23 protein-coding genes are annotated in these 19,171 nt (G+C 28.9%); 11 read left to right on the forward strand and 12 right to left on the reverse strand.

What is annotated here, in order from left to right:
- Positions 1–2: 2 nt before the first annotated feature.
- A complete protein-coding gene (locus tag WG945_RS10065) occupies positions 3–1,142 on the forward strand; it encodes an ATP-binding protein (protein ID WP_068447595.1) in 1,140 nt (379 codons plus the stop codon).
- A 587-nt stretch (positions 1,143–1,729) separates the two neighbouring features.
- Here WG945_RS10065 and WG945_RS10070 read toward each other — a convergent pair.
- The 4 genes from WG945_RS10070 to WG945_RS10085 all read right to left on the reverse strand — a co-directional run bounded on the left by WG945_RS10070 (position 1,730) and on the right by WG945_RS10085 (position 4,944).
- On the reverse strand, positions 1,730–2,218 hold the full coding sequence (locus tag WG945_RS10070) for a hypothetical protein (protein WP_068447597.1): 489 nt from the start codon (positions 2,216–2,218) through the stop codon (positions 1,730–1,732).
- Positions 2,219–2,279: 61 nt separating this feature from the next.
- Positions 2,280–3,470, reverse strand: a complete 1,191-nt coding sequence (locus WG945_RS10075) for a DUF1501 domain-containing protein (RefSeq protein ID WP_068447599.1) — start codon at positions 3,468–3,470, stop codon at positions 2,280–2,282.
- A gap of 101 nt (positions 3,471–3,571) precedes the next feature.
- Positions 3,572–4,726: a DUF1800 domain-containing protein gene (locus WG945_RS10080; protein WP_394364768.1), complete on the reverse strand. Its 1,155-nt coding sequence runs from the start codon at positions 4,724–4,726 to the stop codon at positions 3,572–3,574.
- 56 nt (positions 4,727–4,782) lie between these two features.
- Complete coding sequence (locus WG945_RS10085) at positions 4,783–4,944, reverse strand: hypothetical protein (protein WP_231874491.1); 162 nt, start codon at positions 4,942–4,944, stop codon at positions 4,783–4,785.
- 106 nt (positions 4,945–5,050) lie between these two features.
- On the opposite strand from WG945_RS10085, the gene WG945_RS10090 reads away from it, so the two are divergent.
- The 3 genes from WG945_RS10090 to WG945_RS10100 are packed head-to-tail and all read left to right on the forward strand — an operon-like array spanning position 5,051 to position 7,218.
- On the forward strand, positions 5,051–5,578 hold the full coding sequence (locus tag WG945_RS10090) for an RNA polymerase sigma factor (RefSeq protein WP_068447601.1): 528 nt from the start codon (positions 5,051–5,053) through the stop codon (positions 5,576–5,578).
- Between the two features lie 4 nt (positions 5,579–5,582).
- Positions 5,583–6,107, forward strand: coding sequence for a hypothetical protein (locus WG945_RS10095; RefSeq protein WP_068447603.1), 525 nt, complete (start codon positions 5,583–5,585; stop codon positions 6,105–6,107).
- Positions 6,088–7,218, forward strand: a complete 1,131-nt coding sequence (locus WG945_RS10100; RefSeq protein WP_068447605.1) for a hypothetical protein — start codon at positions 6,088–6,090, stop codon at positions 7,216–7,218. The genes WG945_RS10095 and WG945_RS10100 overlap by 20 nt, the downstream gene beginning before the upstream one ends.
- A 60-nt stretch (positions 7,219–7,278) precedes the next feature.
- Here the strand turns inward: WG945_RS10100 and WG945_RS10105 are convergent, their stop codons facing one another.
- A complete protein-coding gene (locus WG945_RS10105; protein ID WP_068447606.1) occupies positions 7,279–8,820 on the reverse strand; it encodes an aldehyde dehydrogenase family protein in 1,542 nt (513 codons plus the stop codon).
- Between the two features lie 113 nt (positions 8,821–8,933).
- Between WG945_RS10105 and WG945_RS10110 the strand changes: the two genes are divergently transcribed.
- On the forward strand, positions 8,934–9,992 hold the full coding sequence (locus tag WG945_RS10110; protein WP_068447608.1) for an isoaspartyl peptidase/L-asparaginase family protein: 1,059 nt from the start codon (positions 8,934–8,936) through the stop codon (positions 9,990–9,992).
- Here WG945_RS10110 and WG945_RS10115 read toward each other — a convergent pair.
- The 7 genes from WG945_RS10115 to WG945_RS10145 all read right to left on the reverse strand — a co-directional run bounded on the left by WG945_RS10115 (position 9,980) and on the right by WG945_RS10145 (position 14,156).
- Positions 9,980–10,324, reverse strand: coding sequence for a hypothetical protein (locus tag WG945_RS10115; protein ID WP_068447610.1), 345 nt, complete (start codon positions 10,322–10,324; stop codon positions 9,980–9,982). The genes WG945_RS10110 and WG945_RS10115 overlap by 13 nt on opposite strands.
- A gap of 78 nt (positions 10,325–10,402) precedes the next feature.
- On the reverse strand, positions 10,403–11,731 hold the full coding sequence (locus tag WG945_RS10120; RefSeq protein WP_068447612.1) for a hypothetical protein: 1,329 nt from the start codon (positions 11,729–11,731) through the stop codon (positions 10,403–10,405).
- A gap of 3 nt (positions 11,732–11,734) precedes the next feature.
- Entirely contained in the window at positions 11,735–12,238 is a 504-nt protein-coding gene (locus WG945_RS10125; RefSeq protein WP_317039154.1) for a sigma-70 family RNA polymerase sigma factor, read from the reverse strand.
- A gap of 46 nt (positions 12,239–12,284) precedes the next feature.
- Positions 12,285–12,689: a hypothetical protein gene (locus tag WG945_RS10130; protein WP_068447617.1), complete on the reverse strand. Its 405-nt coding sequence runs from the start codon at positions 12,687–12,689 to the stop codon at positions 12,285–12,287.
- A gap of 8 nt (positions 12,690–12,697) precedes the next feature.
- Positions 12,698–13,393 (reverse strand): hypothetical protein, encoded by a 696-nt coding sequence (locus tag WG945_RS10135; RefSeq protein WP_068447619.1) that lies wholly within the window; start codon positions 13,391–13,393, stop codon positions 12,698–12,700.
- A 5-nt stretch (positions 13,394–13,398) separates the two neighbouring features.
- Positions 13,399–13,815: a hypothetical protein gene (locus tag WG945_RS10140; RefSeq protein WP_068447621.1), complete on the reverse strand. Its 417-nt coding sequence runs from the start codon at positions 13,813–13,815 to the stop codon at positions 13,399–13,401.
- Positions 13,812–14,156, reverse strand: coding sequence for a DUF4377 domain-containing protein (locus tag WG945_RS10145; RefSeq protein WP_068447623.1), 345 nt, complete (start codon positions 14,154–14,156; stop codon positions 13,812–13,814). Before WG945_RS10145 ends, WG945_RS10140 begins: the two co-directional genes overlap by 4 nt.
- Positions 14,157–14,352: 196 nt before the next feature.
- Here WG945_RS10145 and WG945_RS10150 point away from each other — a divergent pair, with 196 nt between their 5' ends.
- The 6 genes from WG945_RS10150 (at position 14,353) to WG945_RS10175 (ending at position 19,088) form a co-directional block, all read left to right on the forward strand.
- On the forward strand, positions 14,353–15,327 hold the full coding sequence (locus WG945_RS10150) for an acyl transferase (RefSeq protein WP_068447625.1): 975 nt from the start codon (positions 14,353–14,355) through the stop codon (positions 15,325–15,327).
- Positions 15,328–15,338: 11 nt separating this feature from the next.
- On the forward strand, positions 15,339–15,800 hold the full coding sequence (gene mscL, locus WG945_RS10155) for a large conductance mechanosensitive channel protein MscL (RefSeq protein WP_068447627.1): 462 nt from the start codon (positions 15,339–15,341) through the stop codon (positions 15,798–15,800).
- A 68-nt stretch (positions 15,801–15,868) separates the two neighbouring features.
- Positions 15,869–16,792 (forward strand): hypothetical protein, encoded by a 924-nt coding sequence (locus WG945_RS10160; RefSeq protein ID WP_068447629.1) that lies wholly within the window; start codon positions 15,869–15,871, stop codon positions 16,790–16,792.
- Between the two features lie 240 nt (positions 16,793–17,032).
- Complete coding sequence (locus WG945_RS10165; protein WP_068447630.1) at positions 17,033–17,629, forward strand: chemotaxis protein; 597 nt, start codon at positions 17,033–17,035, stop codon at positions 17,627–17,629.
- 155 nt (positions 17,630–17,784) lie between these two features.
- Positions 17,785–18,111: a DMT family transporter gene (locus WG945_RS10170; RefSeq protein WP_068447633.1), complete on the forward strand. Its 327-nt coding sequence runs from the start codon at positions 17,785–17,787 to the stop codon at positions 18,109–18,111.
- 203 nt (positions 18,112–18,314) lie between these two features.
- Positions 18,315–19,088 (forward strand): TIR domain-containing protein, encoded by a 774-nt coding sequence (locus WG945_RS10175; RefSeq protein ID WP_068447634.1) that lies wholly within the window; start codon positions 18,315–18,317, stop codon positions 19,086–19,088.
- The last annotated feature ends 83 nt before the right edge of the window (positions 19,089–19,171 follow it).

Genomic DNA, 19,171 nt, shown 5'->3' on the forward strand with positions numbered 1-19,171 from the left:
AAATGATAAACAAACGCTTACTTATCAAAAACCTACTTTCTCACAATGATGAGAATAGTTTTTATGATAAAAAGCAAAAATTATCATTAGATGCCAAAGACGGAAAAGCGAAGTTTCTAAAACATATTTGTGCACTTTCTAATTCGAATCCAGAAAACAACTCTTACATTGTTATTGGTATAGAAGATGAAGAAAACAAAATTATGGGTGTCGATTTTTATGATGATAGCAAGATTCAGAATTTGGTGAATGCATATTTAAAAAATCCACCTAAAATTGAATACGAAAATGTTCCTTTTCCTAGCTTACAAAGACATAAAGTTATTGGTTTGGTTACTATACATCCAAATAACAAAATAACATCACTTTTAAAAAATACTTGGAAATATAGAAAAGGAACTACTTTTTATAGACGAGGAAGTAACTCCATACCATCACAAGGAAATTTTGAATTGCGAAACACCAATAAAGATATTGTTGAAGCTATCGAAAAAAATGCACGCAATAATATAGAATTAACCTTAGATGGTGTTTTCGATTTTATCAACAATCATAAACCAGCATACAAACCACAATATAAAGTTTTTAATGAGCAATTTGTGTTGTGTTGGGCAGGAGAAAAAAAAGTTATAAATGGTGAAGAATTCTTTTCTAGAGTAGATATCGAATTAATTAATGAACAAGTAAAGTTATTTTTCTCTGCTTTAGATGATGTACAGATTAGTTATAACAATCAATCATTTATTATCACAGAATACATCTATTTAGGCTTAGAAAAGCAAGAAGAATTATATCCTTTAGAGAAAACAATTATCAATTTTAAGGAGAATGGAAAACATGATATTGTAAAAGAATTTTTGTTTACTCCACCAAAATTTGATATTCATATTATTCAGCAACTCTACAATAACTGCAATTCTATAGTACATAAAACTGAAAACAACATTCCTCTTTCTATAATAGAACAAGCAAATGTATTACGCTTACCTACCAATTACCTCATCTGTTATTTACATGGATATATAGACGTTTCTAAGCAATTAAGAAAAGTAAAGAACTACATAAGAGCTTTAGATAATAAAACTACGTATATCAAATATAAAGAAGCCATGCGAGTTATTAGAAAAGTACAGTATCATTAAATAATAAGGCTGTAAACCTAAATTTACAGCCTTGTTAAAAAGGAATATTAAAATTTATATGTTACTTTCTGGACTTGCGTTTCTTCATTTTTTTATCTTCTAATTTCTTTAAAATTTTTTCTTGTTTTTTATCGTTTAACTCAGCTTTTGTTAGTTTTTTTCTTAAAACAGCCATAATATTATTATTTTAAATTTATATATAAAAAAGAACATTACCGGACACTCTAGATTGAAACATTATTATATATGCGAGTACAGCTATTCAATATGTTTTTTTGAATATCTTCTATAAGAAATAATGTAACAGAGTTGTTATAGGCACACTCGAGATGCCTAATTAATACACAAAGATAATTTTACGTTTTCTATACATTGCAAAATAAAAAGAAGCACAAACAAAACTATGGACTAGCGTCTCATAAAAACCTTGCAGATATGTTCTTTTTATTGATTTCATTGCCGTATTTAAATAAAATAAGAATTAATTATCAAAGATATCTTTAAGATATCAACTTTCCAAATTTAGTTGTAGAGTTTAATTTTTATCTGAGAATCTTGAGAAGAAATCAAAATTATTTAGCAATAACTTACTTCTTAAATAGTCTTCCAAAAAATGATTTTACCCCTTTAGGTTCATCCGAAGATTCTTTTTTTAATTTAAAGATAAAATTAGATTTCCAACTCACCTTATAAACACCAGATCCATCATCAATATCTGTTGCAATACAACCAAAAGCTCTTAAAAAAGTAATTAATGAAGAAGGTCCTCCATATGGATAATCATTTGCTTCAAAATCAAGTCTTCCAATTCCGTTTTCATCCAATTCTAAACCAGTAAAAGTAACATCTAAATCTTCAATTAAAAATTGAAAGAGGCTTATTAAACTCCAACTTTTATTTTTCTCAGATTGATTAAAATAATCAACCACACAATCTGGAGTTCTTTTTAACCAAAACTGCGCTGTTTTTTTCGTTCCATTTTTCTTACAATCTTTAATAATATTGAAAATGGTATTACATTCTTTAAATTTGGAAGTCTCACTAAGCGTAAACGAAATATATTCTTGGTTATTCATATAATAGCACACCTTTAATGGATGTAGAACGAAATTAATTATTTTTCAATAAAACCAACTACTAAACAAAATCTAATTTAGAAAATGATTTATTCAAAATAGCTACATCATCTACTGCCAACCATTTGTCTAAAATAGTTGCGTAAATTTCTCTAAAATCTATCTCATATTTAAGATTTCCATTTCTATCTAAGTTTCCTAAATTTGGTAAATTATTATACAAACCTTGCTTCTTTAAGTTTTTCCCCATCACAAAAACATTGTTTGCAGTACCATGATCGGTTCCTTTAGATTCATTTTGTTTTACGCGTCTTCCAAATTCAGAAAAAGTTAGAATTAAAACATCCTCAAAAGCATTATTTTTTTGCAAATCATTAATAAACACTTCCATACTTTCTGCATAGACTTTTAATAATCTCTCTTGTGTACCAGGTTGGTTTGCATGTGTATCAAAACCACTTAAACCAGCATAATAAACCTGCGTTTCTAATCCAGAATTTATAAACTGAGAAATGGTTTTTAGTTGTTTACCAAAGATATTTTTAGGATATTCTGCAAACGTACTTTTGGTATTACTTTGCTCATAAATATGTTTTGCAGATGATTTTGCATCAATCATGGTATTGTACAAATACCCTAAGTTATGTTCGCTTAAATGTGCATCATTATAATTAGTAACTACATTGTTAAAAAATGGCGCACTCATAGAATCATAAAACATTTTTGGATCTGTAATTGCCAATCCATTTTGCGATTTTCCTTTTAACATTAAAGACAAACTTTGATCAACTTCAATAGCACTATAAGGATTTCCTTTGGTGTAATCTAAATAACGGCCCACCCAACCATTTTGCAAATATTCATTACTATCACTTGCCGTTTGCCAAATGTCTGTAGCTCTAAAATGTGATAAGTTAGGGTTCGGATACCCAACATTATTAATGATACTTACAAAGCCTTTATTGTATAAATCTTGTAAAGGTTGTAGACTTTTATGCAACCCAACTTCATCAGAAATTTTAAATAAATCGTTTTGTTTTATGGCGATGTTGCTTCTTTGTTGATAATAAATATCGTTGTTAAAAGGCACCACCGTATTTAAACCATCATTCCCTCCTTTTAACTGAATAATGACTACTTTCTTATTGCTAAAAGGTTTCATCGAACTGTTTTCGAAAGCCTTTAAAAACTGAGGCACAAAAAACATCCCTGAAGCAAAAGTTGACTGTTTTAAAAAACCTCTACGTTTCATGTGGTCGTTTTTATTTTTTTTTGATAGTCACATGTTGCTTTCCAAAATTAAATAGAAAAATCATCATGTATTTGTTAGTAGAAAGGTTCATGTGTTTTGATTTAGCAAAGTTGATATTCTGGCAAACTCATTAATTGTACAACAAAATCGTGTTTAGAAAGTTGCTGATTTCTTTCTAACATTTCTTTGGTACCCGTATTTATTTTTGAAGTAATTATTTGATGTACCAACTCTTTGTTAGAATTTTTTTTATAGTTTTCTTCAAAAGAATTCCAATCTGTACTCACTTTTACAAATGCATTTTTACGCAGTTTTCTTTTATCAAAATCAGTAATCATGGTTTCTTCATCTCCAATTTCTGAATACGCAATTTCAGCATTATTGAGCAGTACAGAAGGCAATCGTAAGCGTGTAACAATGGTATTGCTATCAATCCAATTTCTTCCTGTTTTCCATCCGACAACATTTGGCGGATTCATTAATATTTGACCTAATAATCTTTGAACCAGAATAATTTGTCTCGTTTTCTCTATTTTATAAGGCACAACGGTATTGATGCCTACCAAAAATTCTATGGGTGATTTTATTTTTGTTCCAATGTTTTCATCCTCATAAAACCACTTAGAAAGCAACACAAAACGCATTAATTTTTCGATGTTGTAATCTTTATAAAAAACAGCAACCATTTCATCAATATGCTTTTTATTGATATTTTCATTTACAAAATAAGTATAAATTTTTTCTGAAATAAACCTTGCACATTGTTCCTTTTGTAGGATAATATCTATAATATCATCACCATTAAAATTACCAGACTTTCCAAAAAAAGTTTTTTCGTTGTGATCGTGCTGTTTTTCTTTAAAGATAAATTCTCCTTTATAAGTATGATTATATCCCGTAAAAGACCTTGCAGATTCTTTTATATCGTGTTCTGTATATTGATCTTGCCCCAACGTAAAAAGCTCCATTAATTCGCGAGCAAAATTCTCATTCGGACTCTTTTTCTTATTTTGTTTGTTGTTTAAATATGCCAACATTGCGGGTTCTTTAGAAACTATTTTTGTAAAGTCTCTAAAATTACCCAAAGCATTTTTACGCAACATATTATGATAACTTTGTACGTACAAGATGTTCTTGTTTTCGCACACAAAATGATTTGCCCAAAACAAGGTCATTTTTTCACGTAAAATTTCAGAAGGATTATTTAATCTTTGAAACCAAGCTGCAGACAATTCTATAACTTTTTTTCTACTAATTTTTTGAAGCTCTTTCTTCTGCTCTTTATCTTTAAAATCTTTATACGTTTTACCTTTTAGAAAAGAAGTATCAACCTTAAATCCGTTACTTTATCAGAAGCAGTAAACAACTCGTTTACCACATTTTTCTTGCTTTTTTTTGATAAACGAACAAGTTCTTTTGGTGTTATACCAAAACCAACTCTGTTATATAAATGTTGTATATGTGTTGATTTCATATTATTTAGACTGTAGAGCTTAAAGATAGTTTAAATTTATAAAATTATAGAAATCTGAAACTTATGCATTTCTTTATCGTTTTTAATAATAGAACTAATCAAATTAATGTCTAAAGAACTTAATCTTTTAATTTTAAAAAGCAAAAAAGGGAATCAAAGAGCTCAAATAAAGCTTTATGACCAGTTTTGTGAAGCGATGTTTTTTATTTCTTGTAGGTACCTTAAAAACGAAGAAGAAGCAAAAGACGCTATGCAAGATGCTTTTTTAAAAGCCTTTTTAAATTTAGAATCTTATACAATAGAAAGAAGTTTTGGTTCTTGGTTAAAGAAAATAGTTATTAATACTTGTATAGATATATTAAAAAAGAAAAAGATAGAAACCGTTTCTTTAGATCATTATCCTTTAGAGGTTTTAGACGATAATGATTGGAATTTTTATGTGAAAATTGATGAAAAAGAAATTGTTGATGCCATTGATCGTCTAAAAATTAAATATCAATTGGTTGTTAAATTATATTTATTGGAAGGTTATGATCATTCAGAAATATCAGATATTTTAAAAATTCCGATTAAAACATCAAGAACACAATTAAGAAGAGGAAAATTAGAACTTAGAAATCTTCTAAAAATTTAAAATTATGGAACATGATATTAGAGGTTTGTTTAAAAATAAAGAATACCCAATAAAAAAATTACCAAAAGAACATCGTAAAGATTTTATTACAAAATTAGACGGAGTAAAAAATAGTAAGAATAAAAAGAGGTTTTATTATTTCTTAAAAATTACAGCATCAATTTTAGTCCTCCTTTTCTGTGGGTACTTTTACCAGAGTACGAATTCTAAACCAGAAAAAACTGCGTTAGAAATTCAATTTGAAGGCATAGAAAATGAATATTTAGTTAATATAAATAAAGAATGGAGTGCTTTTGTTGAAGTAACAAATGATACCCTTTTAATTAGAAAATATAAAGAGAAACTAAAAGAATCTGATACTGATTATAAAAAAATAACAACCCAATTAAAAGAACTTCCAAACAACATAAATGTTTTAGAGTCTTTAATAGATAATTTGCAAAGACGTTTGCAGTTAATCAAAGATATTAAAGAACATATTAATGAGTTAAACCAAAAAAAGACAAGTAATGAAACCATATATATATAGTATTTTATTTCTACTAAGCATCCCTTTTTCTTTTTCACAAACAAAGGAATTGGTCTTAAAAGAAAGTTACGAAATTGACAAAAACACCCTTTTAGAGATTGATATTGACAACGCATCAATTGTATTTGAAGAATCTAATGACCATAAAGTTCATCTTGATTATTCAATTATTTTTGATAAAGGTTCAGAAGAAATTCAATATAAAGTTTTTAAGGGGCTCAAAGCCCAATCTTCAAAAACTGATAACAAAATAAAATTAGAGGTAAAAAACTCAATGTACCTTGGGGAATTACATTCTTTAGATGTTGATATAGAAACTTACAAAGAACATATTAGAAGTTTTTTTAAAAAGAGGAAAGAAAATGAATTTTACTATAAATCTAAAGATTCAATAGTAGAGGAAATCGACTTTAGTTTGGGTACAGATTCTAATGACTATTTTAAGAAACTTAAGTTAGAAAACCCACATAAAGACTACGGAAAATCAGTGCGAAAATTTAAACAAGACTTTATAATTAAGGTACCAAAAAATGTAACAATTAAAATTAAAGCACTTCATTCTAGAATAGATTTCACGTATGATGTTAATACGCATCTAGATGTAAATTCTTTCAAAACGTATTATAAATTTAAAGGCATCAACAATGAGAATAATACATTTAAATTGATGAGTGGAATTTTTCAAGCAGAGGCAATATCAGGAGGGAATTATGATTTAAAAGACATTTACAAAGTAAAAATTGGGTCATTTTCTAATGCAATATTAATAACGGAAACTTCAAAAATTCAGATTGGTGAAATAGGAAAAAAAGTTTCATTTAAAGATTTTACAAGTAAAGTACATTTATATAATTTTAATAAAAGTTTTGCTGATTTTAATTTTAAAGGAAAATATTCTGAATTAAATGTTTACAAAGTAAAAGAAAGTAATTATGCGATGAGAGTTTTGGGTTTCAATACCGTTTTAAGTATGGATGGTACTAAAACTACTTTTGGCGATTCTAAAGAAGAGAAACTCACCAAAATCCTTGAAAAGAAACCAAAAGAAAATATTATTTCAAACGGAAACATTGCAATTGAGTTAGAAAATGGAATTCTAAATATTAAATAAAAAAAACCAATTCTCATCAATTGATGAGAATTGGTTTTTCTATAAATGTGAATCTATTTTTTATAAATCGAATTTAATTCCTTGTGCCAAAGGCAATTCATCAGAATAATTTATGGTATTTGTTTGTCTACGCATATACACTTTCCAAGCATCAGAACCAGACTCTCTACCTCCACCAGTTTCTTTTTCACCACCAAAAGCTCCACCAATTTCTGCACCAGAAGTACCAATATTTACGTTTGCAATTCCACAATCTGAACCAGCATAAGATAAAAACTTCTCTGCTTCTTTCATTTCATTGGTCATAATTGCAGAAGATAAACCTTGTGCAACCCCGTTTTGTTGATCGATTGCATTTTCTACTTCTCCACTATATTTCATTAGATATAAAATAGGCGCAAAAGTTTCATGTTGTACAATTTCAAAATGATTTTCGGCTTCTATAATTGCTGGTTTAACGTAGCAACCGCTTTCGTATCCTTTACCTTCTAAAACACCACCTTCAACTAAAATAGTACCACCTTCTGCTTTTGCTTTTTCTATAGCAGCTAAATACGTATTTACAGCATCTTTGTCTATTAACGGACCAACATGATTGTTTTCATCTAAAGGATTCCCTATTTTAATTTGTTTATAAGCGCCAACAATTGCATCTCTTACTTTATCATACACAGATTCGTGAATAATTAATCTTCTGGTTGATGTGCAACGTTGTCCGCAAGTACCTACAGCACCAAAAACAGCACCAGGAACCACTACTTTTAAATCCGCCGTAGGCGTAATAATAATGGCATTGTTTCCACCTAATTCTAATAATGATTTTCCAAAACGTTGCGCAACTGTTGCACCAACAATTCTTCCCATTTTGGTAGAGCCTGTAGCAGAAATTAATGGAATTCTTGTGTCGGTAGTCATCATTTCACCAACTTTATAATCTCCATTAATAATACAAGAAATTCCTTCTGGTAAGTTATTTTCTTTTAAAATTTCAGTAATTATATTCTGACAAGCCACTGAACATAAAGGTGCTTTTTCAGAACCTTTCCAAACACAAACGTCACCACAGATCCACGCTAAAGCGGTGTTCCAAGCCCAAACAGCCACAGGGAAATTAAATGCAGAGATGATACCAACAACGCCTATTGGGTGCCATTGCTCTCTCATTACATGTCCTGGTCTTTCAGACGGAATTGTTTGTCCGTTTAATTGACGAGACAAACCAACAGCAAAATCGCAGATATCAATCATTTCTTGTACTTCGCCTAAACCTTCTTGGTAACTTTTTCCCATTTCATAAGAAACTAATTTACCAAGTGCAGCCTTTTTTTCTCTTAATTTATTACCAAACTGACGAACAATTTCTCCTCTTTGTGGAGCAGGCATATTTCTAAATGATAAAAATGCTTTTGTAGCAGCTTCCATCACTTTTTCGTAATCTTCTTTTGTAGTCGTTTTTACTTTTCCTATCAATTTTCCATCAACAGGAGAATAACTTTCTATAATTTCTCCATTAGAAAAATTAGTAGATCCTGTAGAAGTTCCATTATTTATAGCTTTTAAACCTAATTCTTGTAAAGCTTCTTTAATTCCAAAGTCTGTCATTTTGCTGTTCCGTTTTAGATGTTTAACTTAGATGTTCGAATTTACGAATTATTTCAGACATAATTAAATTAAACAAAAAATACAATTATTGTTTAATTTTAAACAAGATAATCATGAAAAAAAATTTATTTATTGTATCGGCTTTATTGCTTTTAATTGGTTGTAAAAATGAATCTAAACCTTTATCAACAGCACAAAAGACAATTGAAGTACAAAATGAATTTGCAATTATTATACATGGTGGCGCAGGAACAATTTTAAAGAAAAACTTATCTGATGAAAAAGAAGCTGCCTACAAAGCAAAATTAGCCGAAGCTATTAAAGTAGGACATACAATTCTTAAAAACGGAGGAACAAGCCAAGAAGCAGTTATTAAAACCATACAAGTTATGGAAGAATCTCCATTATTTAATGCAGGTAAAGGAGCTGTTTTTACACATGAAGAAACCAATGAATTGGATGCTTCTTTTATGGACGGAAAAACATTAAATGCTGGCGCAGTTGCTGGTGTAACTAATGTAAAAAGCCCTATTGAATTGGCTGTAAAAATTATGACAGATTCTGATCATGTAATGCTTTCTGGTAAGGGAGCTTCTATATTTGCTAAAGAAAAAGGATTAGAAATTGTAGACCCAAGCTATTTTTATACAGAAAGACGCTTTAAATCATTACAAAGAATTAAAGACAGAGCAAAAACGGAATTAGATCATGATGATAAAAAAGCTGCTTTTTACGATGCAGATATTAAAAATGCTAAATTTGGAACTGTTGGTTGTGTTGCGCTAGATAAAAATGGAAACATTGCCGCAGGAACTTCTACTGGAGGAATGACAAATAAACGTTGGGGAAGAATTGGCGATGCACCAATTATTGGTTCTGGTACGTATGCAAATAATGCAACTTGTGGTGTTTCTTCTACCGGTTGGGGAGAATATTTTATTAGAAGTCAGGTTGCATATGATATTTCTGCTCAGATGGAATATCAAAATAAATCTTTAAAAGAAGCCACTAAAGACGTTATTCAAAATAAACTAACAAAACTTGGTGGAACAGGTGGCGTTATAGCTTTAGATAAAAACGGAAATATGTCTTTTGAATTTAATACTGCAGGAATGTACAGAGCTTCTATGAATGATAAAGACGAATTAATTGTAAAAATTTACAAAGAATAAGCCAACCACTCTTCTGGAATTGGACCTAAATCTAGTTCAATCTTTTTAGATTTTATAATCTTTTTATACCCTAATCTAGAAATTACAGGTACAGACAAATTAACATTATTCTTTATATTAATAATACCTAAAACTTCTTGTATAGATCTTTTGGTACATAAAACTAAACTATTCATCATAGCATTAGATTCTTTTTCTAAATCGTAAAAATCTACAAAAAAAGCAGGTTTATCATCTTTATAAACAACCCATTGTGTTGCCTTTTTTTCTAAAGACTCTATAATTTCTTTTGTACCACTTAAAGTTCTATATGTATTTGCTAATAATGTCATCTTCGTTAATTTAATTCAAATATAGGATCATCGATTACTAATTCTTTTTACATTTCGATGGAACGACAAGAACCTTCGTTAAAATGTATATTTAATACCTGAATATATACCGAAATTGAAGGGAGAAAACCCATTGGAATTCTCACTAAAAGTATCTAATTGAGCTTTAAACATCGGATTTAAATTTAAAGACCACCTATTATTTAGAAAATAATTAAAATCGAAACCTAAATTACCACTAAAGTTAATATTATTTAGATTGCTCGCAGTACCCGAATTAGAAACAAATTGTGAACTAAAATTAACTTCATTTTTATTTAAAAACAAAGAACTAAACCCTGCAACCACCTGTGTATTAAAGTTTTTAACACTTAAAAAATTATATTTCACTTCTATTGGGATTTCTATATAACCGTAAATTTGATTCAAATCTCCATTTAAACTATTTCTACTTAACATAGTACCGCTATCAAAATCAGCACTTTGAACAGGAGCACTATTAAAAGAAAATGAAACACCACTATTAAAAGAAAGTGGTGATGAACTTTCTGAAATTGAAGAAACAGCTGATACCTGATGATTAACAAAACTCATTTCTTGCAAATGCACACCAGATTGAATGCTCCATTTTTTGTTAATTTGGTATCCTATTTGAAAACCATAAGAAAAAGAGCTTTTTCCTTTTGTTGAATTTGATAAGCTTTTATTTACAGGAGATGAATTGGAAAATGAATTTGAATTTAAAACCGCAAAAACAGGGGCAATAAACCATTTATTTTTTAAGCTTTTAATAGAAAAAATACTGTCCTTTTCTTTTATAAATTTATTTAAATCTACTTTGGTATTCGGTACTGTTTCTATCGATTCATCCTCTACTATTTGATTTTTTTCTTCAGAAAAAACTTGCTCTTTTTTTGTATCAGTATTCTTTTTAGAATTTGATAATTCTAATGTATCTTTCATAAAGTTATCAGCTAATAAAATCTTTTTCATAGCTTTTTTTTCACTAACTAACTTCTTTTTAAAACCAAATTTTTCTAACTTATTTTCTTTAGTTTCAATTGGTTTTTTATCTGCAACCAATATCTTTTCTTCAATTTTTATATTTTGAATAAGTGAATCTGTTTTAGGTTGATAATTTTTTTCTGGTTCGTTTTCTTTACGCTCTGTAACTATAGTTTTAGAATCTATATTAATAAAATCTGTATTGTCTGTAGAAGTAGGATATAGTAACATTCCTAAAAGTAACATTGCAGCTGCTGCACCTGCAAACCACCAAAAAGGCACTACTCTCCTCTTCTTCTTTTTAAGTTTAGATTCTATATTGCCCCATACTTTTTTATCTGGAGTTACCTCCAAATTTTTAAGCTGATCTTGAAACAATTTATCTAAATTCTTATTTTTCATTAATTAATCGTTTTCTATTTTTTTTTGATGCATTTCTACTTGATCTTTCAATATTTTTCTTGCTCTAGACAGGTTCGATTTTGATGTACCGACTGAAATCCCAAGTATTTCTGAAATTTCTTTATGAGAATAATTATCTAAAACATATAAATTAAAAACCAATCTATACTTATCTGGTAATTGTTGAATAAAACCCAACAAAACATCCACATTAAAAACAGTGTCTTCTATATTAAATTCTTCTTCTATTTCTACTTCATCAGAAAAATCATTTACATTTTGCAAGGGAGACTTTACTCTGTATTTTTGCAAAACGGTATTAATCGTTACACGTTTTAACCATCCTTCAAAAGAACCTTTATGGTTATATTTTTTTATTTTTTCAAAAATAGTCATAAAACTATCTTGTAAATTATCTTCTGCGTCTTGATAATTGCTCGAATATTTTAAACAAACTGCAAACAGCTTATCTGCATAAAGCTGATAAACTGTTGCTTGCGCTGTCATTTTCTGCTGACAGCATTCTTGTATGAGCTTTTCTAGTTTGATGGTTCTAATTTACAGGAACTATGACTTCCTCAAAAATATTTTCATCATTACTGTCTTTTCCTTTAAAAAACTTAAAGATGTAATCTTCTCTTTGAGATGCCGTAACTACAAACTTCTTTTCTTCTTGCACAATTTCTTCTGTACAATCTGCGTCTAATAAAACCATTGCAGTTACTGCAACAATTCTTGTAGTATCTTGTGTTTCATAATAAATCTGATCAAAAGTATAACAATCATTTGGTAAAGAATACTTTACAGTAATGGTGTCTGATTCTCCAAATGTAAAACTTTCTGGAGTGATCGCTTCGTCTATTGACATGTACTCAAATTTATAATTTGGAGAATCATCATGGTTTAAACAAGAAGTAAAGACAAGTAATCCTAATAAAAATAAGCTAATTTTTTTCATTTTTTAATCTAATTAAGTTGATATTTAAGTGTTGGTAATCCATTTATACATGCAACAGAAACTGGAACATTTGTAAATGAGCAGTCAGAAATTATACCCCATTTAATATTAAATGCTTTTTCTGCTTCTGTGTATGCTTCTATTTTATTTAAAAAATTATTTGTGTCTATTGTAGATGCGTAAGCAATATCCCCTTGCGGACCACCACAAGCTTTTGATCCATAAGCAGTAAATAACCAATTGTTAGCATCTGAGCAAGGAACACTGTAAGACAACTCTTGAATTTCATTAAACAAATCCATTAAGTTTCTGTGCTCTATTTCTTGTGCTGTAAGTTCTCTTTTAACCACCAATTCTTCTGCTGTAAGCGATACAATTCGCCATGCATAATTAGCTGGGTAGCTTTCTGTAGAAATACGAACAAGTGTATTCTCTAACTCAAAGGTTCCGTTAATATTAAAGAAAGATAAAGGCGGTGTACCACACCAACCAGAAGTACGTTCTATAAAATTGCCACTTTTATTAAATGAAATTCCGTACGCTTCATTTGGTAAAGAGTTTCCTCTTTTAAATGTGGTAATTTCTCCGTCGTAAACCGGATCTACCCAATTTCCTATTAATAAATTATTAGAATCTATTATTACCTCATTGTCTTCACAAGAAAATAATGAAACTAGAAAAAGTAAAACAATTATTTTTTTCATAATTTTTAGTATTGTATTTGAGAATCCCACCCATATAAATTTAAAAGAATTGTTGTGTTACTTTCTTTTAAATGACTGATATTAAACGTAAAATCTTTCGACCAAACAGCTAAACAAGCTTCTTTGTTTACAAAATTTATTTTAATATTTCTTTGAGTCGGATTCGATTCTAAGATTAAATTAGCATCCACAAGCGTTGCACTCCAACTATTACCATCACAACCACTAGCAGCAATGTTCACAGTTAATAAATCTCCATTTAAGACTGCATTACTTATATTGTAACCAGTGGTTGCAGTTTTGTTATATAAATTATTATCTATAATCACACATTCATTACAGAGTTCTAAAGTAGTTTCTGTTGTTTCTGAGCATCCTAAAAAAGCTAAAAGGCTAACTAGAAAAATTATTTTTAGTTTCATTCTGGTAGATTTTCTGATGTTTTTTCAACTTTAGATATTACTTTTATCAACGTGTATTCTTTAGAAGATGCATCTTGTGGCAGATTTTCTATATCTTTTTCAGAAATTAAAATCTCATATTCAAAACCTTCTTCATAATTAAAACCAGCAATAGAAGAATAAAAGTATCCCCAATTTTCTGCTCCTACTTCTTTGGTTAACAAACATTTTTGAGGAGCCACACCAACACAATCTACTTTTGTAGAAGCAATCATTAATGTTTTTTCATTTACATCAAGGTTATTTTTTTCACAAGAAATAATCAACATAAAAACGACTAAAATGATACTTTTTAACTTCATTATTTGGCTCTTTTATTATAAGATGCAAAAACTTATAAAAGGTTGCGTTAAATAATTCTATTTTTGCAGCATAAAGTTTTTTAAGCAAAGATTCTTTATGTAAATCCCTTTTTTAGTGAATCTATTTTACTACAAACAAGGGAATAATAATTATAAAAACTACAACAAAAGTGTTGTGGGCATTTTTTTTGAATTTATGCAAAACAATATTTTTAACATCCAAAACCAAGAAGATTTTAAGCAAGTTGCTTTAGCTGTTTTTAAACACCAGTTTAAGAACAATAAAGTATACCGCTCTTTTTGCGATTTATTATACATTCATCCTTCAGATGTTACTAAGGTTGAAGAAATTCCGTTTTTACCTATTCAGTTCTTTAAAAGTAGAGAAGTACTTTCTTCTACAGAAGAGATTCAAGAAACTTTTACTAGCTCTGGCACAACTGGTAGCGTTACAAGCAAACATTTTGTTACAGATATTAACCTCTACAAAGAAAGTTACTTAAAAGGATTCGCTCATTTTTATGGCAACATAGAAGACTATGTAGTTTTGGCTTTATTGCCAAATTATTTAGAAAGAAATGGCTCTTCTTTGGTTTTTATGGTAGATGATTTAATTCAGAAATCAAACAATTCAGAAAGTGGTTTTTATTTAGATAATATTCAAGAATTAGCAAAAAAACTAGTAGAATTAGACAAAAGAGGTCAAAAAACACTCTTAATTGGCGTTTCTTTTGCTTTGTTAGATTTAATAGAAATGCAACAATTCAACCTTAAAAACACCATTATTATGGAAACTGGTGGAATGAAAGGACGAAGAAAAGAGTTAATTAGAGATGAATTGCATCAGCTTTTACAAAGCGGATTTGGAGTTACTGAAATTCACTCAGAATACGGAATGACAGAATTATTAAGTCAAGGATATTCTAACGGGAATGGTGTTTTTGACATGCCTCCTTGGATGAAAATTCTAACAAGAGATACAGAAGATGCACTAACCATTCAACAAGTTGAAAAAACAGGCGGAATTAATGTAATTGATTTGGCGAACTATAATTCTTGTGCTTTTATTGCTACGCAAGATTTAGGCAAAGTACATAAAAACGGTACTTTCGAAATTATTGGTCGTTTTGATAATTCAGACATTAGAGGCTGTAATTTAATGGTATTGTAAAAAAATAATTTATGAAATTTAAACTAATTGAAGATTTTAAAGAGTTTGCTGTAAAAGGTAACATGATAGATATTGCTATTGGGGTTATTATTGGAGCTGCTTTTAATAAAGTAATTAGCGTATTGGTAAAAGAGGTTTTAATGCCACCATTATCTTTTATGACCCAAGGTGCAAAATGGGAAAACAAGAAAATTATTCTAAGAGAAGCTGTACTTGTTAAAGAAAAAATTACCATTGATGAAATTGCAATTGGTTATGGTAAATTATTTGAAGCAAGTATCGATTTTCTAATCATTGCATTTACTGTTTTTGTAATTGTTAAAGCAATGAATTCTATGAAAAAGAAAGCAGACGACCCAAAGAACAAAGCAGTGGTTACACCTAAAAACATTGAGTTAATGAACAAAACCAATGAACTTTTAGAAAAACAAAATGAATATCTACAAAAACTTTTAATAGAAAAAAGTAAATGATGCTACATTTTGTAAAATTTACCTAAAAATAACGACCTATTTGTTATTAGATACTTAAGCTACAAAATATGATAAATACTAAAACAGCACTTTTATACCTATCTCTTTTTTCTTTTATAGGTTGCCAATCCGGACAAACCAATAAAACGCCTCAAGCAACTGTAAAAAAAGAAAAAAATCCTATTTCTGTAAATGAGCAATTTAATAATTATTGGTATTCTGGGAAAGCTGAGTTAAGTAGTTATACTTTAAAACAAGCTAGATATGGCGAAATACGAGACGGAGAAGTTGTCTTGGTTTTTGTTACAGAACCTTTTTCTGCTAGTAAACAAGTAAAATTAGACAATCCGCAACAAGCGGAAACCGATAATATTTCTGTTTTGAAATTAAACCATATTCGTAAATTTAATACAGGAATTTACGATTACTCCATTGTCACTTCTACTTTTACACCTATTAATACTAAAAACCATCCTTTTACTTTAAAATCAACAACTAGTATTCAAGAATGGTGTGGACATACATTTACACAATTAAATCTTGCTGATAATAACTATAATTTTAAACAATTCTCTTATTTTGAATCTGACGGAGACGAAGAAAAAACAATACAAAAAGCACTTTTAGAAGAAGATTTAATGACGAGAATTCGCATTCAAAAAGGACAATTATCAGAAGGCAAAATAGATTTGATTCCATCTACCATTTACAGTCGTTTTAATTATAAGAAAATGGATGTAGAGAAAGCTATTATCAGTAAAACAACTTCAGATAACACCTTAAATTATCAGATAAAATACCTAAGTATTGATAGAACAGTTTCTATTGATGTAGAAAAAGAATTTCCGTACAAGATCTTAGGTTGGTCAGAAGATAATGGTAGTGGTTTAATAACAACTGCTACGCTAAAAGCAAGTAGTAATGAACCTTATTGGAAACAAAAGAAATTAACAGATGCATCTAAAAGAGAAGCCCTAAAATTAAAATATTAATAAACTCTTTTAGGTTTCTTAAAATAACAACCATTTTAAAATTTAAGCCACCAGTAATGCCTATTGGATAAATCTTATTGGTTTTCTTAAACTTTTGTTGAGACAAAAAACAGTTGGAGTAAATACTGAATCTAGTAAATTAGTTTTTTCTATTGTAGAATTATAAGCAATTATAGTTTTTTATTGCCAGAAGTTAACATTTTATATAAATTTGATAGGTTTAACTTTTAACAAAAAGCGATGGTATTCTACAACAAAGTAAAATGGGTTCTTGGTATTTTAATGGTTTTCATTTTAATAATTGCAACAAATCTTATTGACAAAAACAATTTTTCTAGAGTTAAAGACTCTGTTGTTGCAATCTATAACGACAGACTTATTGCAAAAGATTTAATCTTTAAAATGTCTAATTCTATTCAAGAAAAAGAGTTAGCCGTTGTTGCTTCAGATTCAGTATTCTTTTCGGGCAGAAATAAAGAGGTTAGCCAGGATATTCAGGATTTTATTGAGATGTTTGAACAAACAAAACTAACACTACAAGAGAAGAAAATATTTAGTGCGTACAAAACGAATTTAGAAATATTAAAAAATACAGAATCCGATTTTATTCAGTCTAAATTTGTTGATAAGACTCCTTTAATCAACCATATATCAGCAGTAAAACTAAATCTTAATGACTTGTCAAAAATTCAGATAGTTGAAGGTAAAAGGCAAATGTCTTTAAGTGAAAAAGCGATTGATTCCATAGAGCTTTTTACAAAAATTGAAATTTATATATTGATTTTTCTTGCAATTTTAATTCAGATAATTGTCATTTATAAACCAAAAGAAAACTAAAAGCTAAAAGTATTAAATACACATTGCCTCTTATTTAGGTATAACTCAAGTAAGCTAAAGTAGCATAAGGGCAGACGTAAAATAAACACGCATTTTTTATCATTTGTAAAATTTTACTCGAATACCATTTCTCACCTTTGTGAAAAATAAAAATTATGAATTGGATTATTTTAGTTGTTGCAGGTTTATTTGAAGTGGTATTTGCTTTTTGCCTAGGAAAAGCAAAAGAAACTACGGGGAATGAGATGTATTTTTGGTACTTCGCCTTTTTTATCAGTTGTGCTATAAGCATGGGACTTTTAATCAAAGCAACTCAAACATTACCAATAGGAACAGCATATGCAGTATGGACAGGAATTGGAGCAGTTGGAACGGTTTTAGTAGGAATTGTTGTGTTTAAAGAACCCGCAACATTTTTAAGGTTACTATTTATTACTACACTAGTAATCTCTATTGTTGGCTTAAAAGCAGTATCACAATAAAGAAAACAACAAAGTTAAGATACAAAATAGACTCACTTCCTTTTCTTTAAATTGATATCGTTTTAGAAGTTCTTCTTCTATTTATTTACAAATAAATATACTTTATTCTTCAAAAAAACAGCTAACTTCGTTTAACTTTTGATAAGATTTAGTGAATTAAAACACACCTTATTATTATCTGTTTGCAAAATTAATTACAATAAATGAAAGATAAAGTAGAAGAGCTAATAAATGAAGCTCAAGAGCATACCTTAGATAAAAATATATACTTACATCAAAAACTAAGAGAACATTACACTAAGTCTACTCCTGAATTACAAGGTTGGATTGCTGAATGTGAAGATTATATTTTAAAAAATTATGGAAAAGATAGTGCTCCATGGAGAATATTTGAAAGATTAGATGTCAGAAAATTTGACGGAAATTACCCAGAAGATTTTGATAAGCAAAAAAAAAAAATCATTAGTGCACTAACATCTTGTCTAAGAATAAAATCTACTAAAAATACTGTAAACCATATACCTACTCCTGAACTTGACCTTTCAAAGGTATTCATCGTTCACGGTCATGATGAATTATTGAAAAATGAAGTTGCTAGATTTATTGAAAAATTGAAATTAGAAGCAATTATCTTACATGAAAAAGCAAGCTCTGGAAAAACTATCATAGAAAAAATAGAAGAATATTCTAATGTCGGATTTGGTATTGTTTTGTACACAGGGTGTGATATTGGAGCTAAAAATGAAGAAAATCCAACTCTTCAAAATAGAGCTAGACAAAATGTAGTATTTGAGCACGGTTTTCTAATTAGTAAAATTGGAAGAAGAAACGTTTGCGCATTAGTAAAAGGAGATATCGAAAAACCTAATGATATTTCAGGAGTCGTTTATGTTTCAACACAAGAAGAATGGAGGCTCAGTATATCTAAAGAGTTAAAAAATAGTGGGTACAATATTGATATGAACTTAGTTATTTAAAAAAAAGCAAAATATTTATATTTAACTAAGTAATAATACGAAACGAAAGGGCTTATCTCTTACCCTGCGTTTCACACACAAAC

This window comes from Polaribacter atrinae (assembly GCF_038023995.1).
Classification (GTDB): domain Bacteria; phylum Bacteroidota; class Bacteroidia; order Flavobacteriales; family Flavobacteriaceae; genus Polaribacter; species Polaribacter atrinae.

Bases quoted from the DNA above. Each gene is read 5' to 3' on its own strand.
- WG945_RS10115 (WP_068447610.1), bottom strand. From the start codon at position 10,324: ATGACATTATTAGCAAATACATATAGAACTTTAAGTGGTACAAAAGAA.
- WG945_RS10085 (WP_231874491.1), bottom strand. From the start codon at position 4,944: ATGAAATCAACACATATACAACATTTATATAACAGAGTTGGTTTTGGT.
- WG945_RS10130 (WP_068447617.1), bottom strand. From the start codon at position 12,689: ATGAAAAAAATTAGCTTATTTTTATTAGGATTACTTGTCTTTACTTCT.
- WG945_RS10110 (WP_068447608.1), top strand. From the start codon at position 8,934: ATGAAAAAAAATTTATTTATTGTATCGGCTTTATTGCTTTTAATTGGT.
- WG945_RS10065 (WP_068447595.1), top strand. From the start codon at position 3: ATGATAAACAAACGCTTACTTATCAAAAACCTACTTTCTCACAATGAT.
- WG945_RS10160 (WP_068447629.1), top strand. From the start codon at position 15,869: ATGATAAATACTAAAACAGCACTTTTATACCTATCTCTTTTTTCTTTT.
- WG945_RS10070 (WP_068447597.1), bottom strand. From the start codon at position 2,218: ATGAATAACCAAGAATATATTTCGTTTACGCTTAGTGAGACTTCCAAA.
- WG945_RS10170 (WP_068447633.1), top strand. From the start codon at position 17,785: ATGAATTGGATTATTTTAGTTGTTGCAGGTTTATTTGAAGTGGTATTT.
- WG945_RS10150 (WP_068447625.1), top strand. From the start codon at position 14,353: ATGCAAAACAATATTTTTAACATCCAAAACCAAGAAGATTTTAAGCAA.
- WG945_RS10100 (WP_068447605.1), top strand. From the start codon at position 6,088: ATGAAACCATATATATATAGTATTTTATTTCTACTAAGCATCCCTTTT.
- WG945_RS10090 (WP_068447601.1), top strand. From the start codon at position 5,051: ATGTCTAAAGAACTTAATCTTTTAATTTTAAAAAGCAAAAAAGGGAAT.
- WG945_RS10135 (WP_068447619.1), bottom strand. From the start codon at position 13,393: ATGAAAAAAATAATTGTTTTACTTTTTCTAGTTTCATTATTTTCTTGT.
- WG945_RS10165 (WP_068447630.1), top strand. From the start codon at position 17,033: ATGGTATTCTACAACAAAGTAAAATGGGTTCTTGGTATTTTAATGGTT.
- WG945_RS10145 (WP_068447623.1), bottom strand. From the start codon at position 14,156: ATGAAGTTAAAAAGTATCATTTTAGTCGTTTTTATGTTGATTATTTCT.
- WG945_RS10075 (WP_068447599.1), bottom strand. From the start codon at position 3,470: ATGAAACGTAGAGGTTTTTTAAAACAGTCAACTTTTGCTTCAGGGATG.
- WG945_RS10120 (WP_068447612.1), bottom strand. From the start codon at position 11,731: ATGAAAAATAAGAATTTAGATAAATTGTTTCAAGATCAGCTTAAAAAT.
- WG945_RS10140 (WP_068447621.1), bottom strand. From the start codon at position 13,815: ATGAAACTAAAAATAATTTTTCTAGTTAGCCTTTTAGCTTTTTTAGGA.
- WG945_RS10105 (WP_068447606.1), bottom strand. From the start codon at position 8,820: ATGACAGACTTTGGAATTAAAGAAGCTTTACAAGAATTAGGTTTAAAA.
- WG945_RS10175 (WP_068447634.1), top strand. From the start codon at position 18,315: ATGAAAGATAAAGTAGAAGAGCTAATAAATGAAGCTCAAGAGCATACC.
- WG945_RS10095 (WP_068447603.1), top strand. From the start codon at position 5,583: ATGGAACATGATATTAGAGGTTTGTTTAAAAATAAAGAATACCCAATA.
- mscL (WP_068447627.1), top strand. From the start codon at position 15,339: ATGAAATTTAAACTAATTGAAGATTTTAAAGAGTTTGCTGTAAAAGGT.
- WG945_RS10125 (WP_317039154.1), bottom strand. From the start codon at position 12,238: ATGACAGCGCAAGCAACAGTTTATCAGCTTTATGCAGATAAGCTGTTT.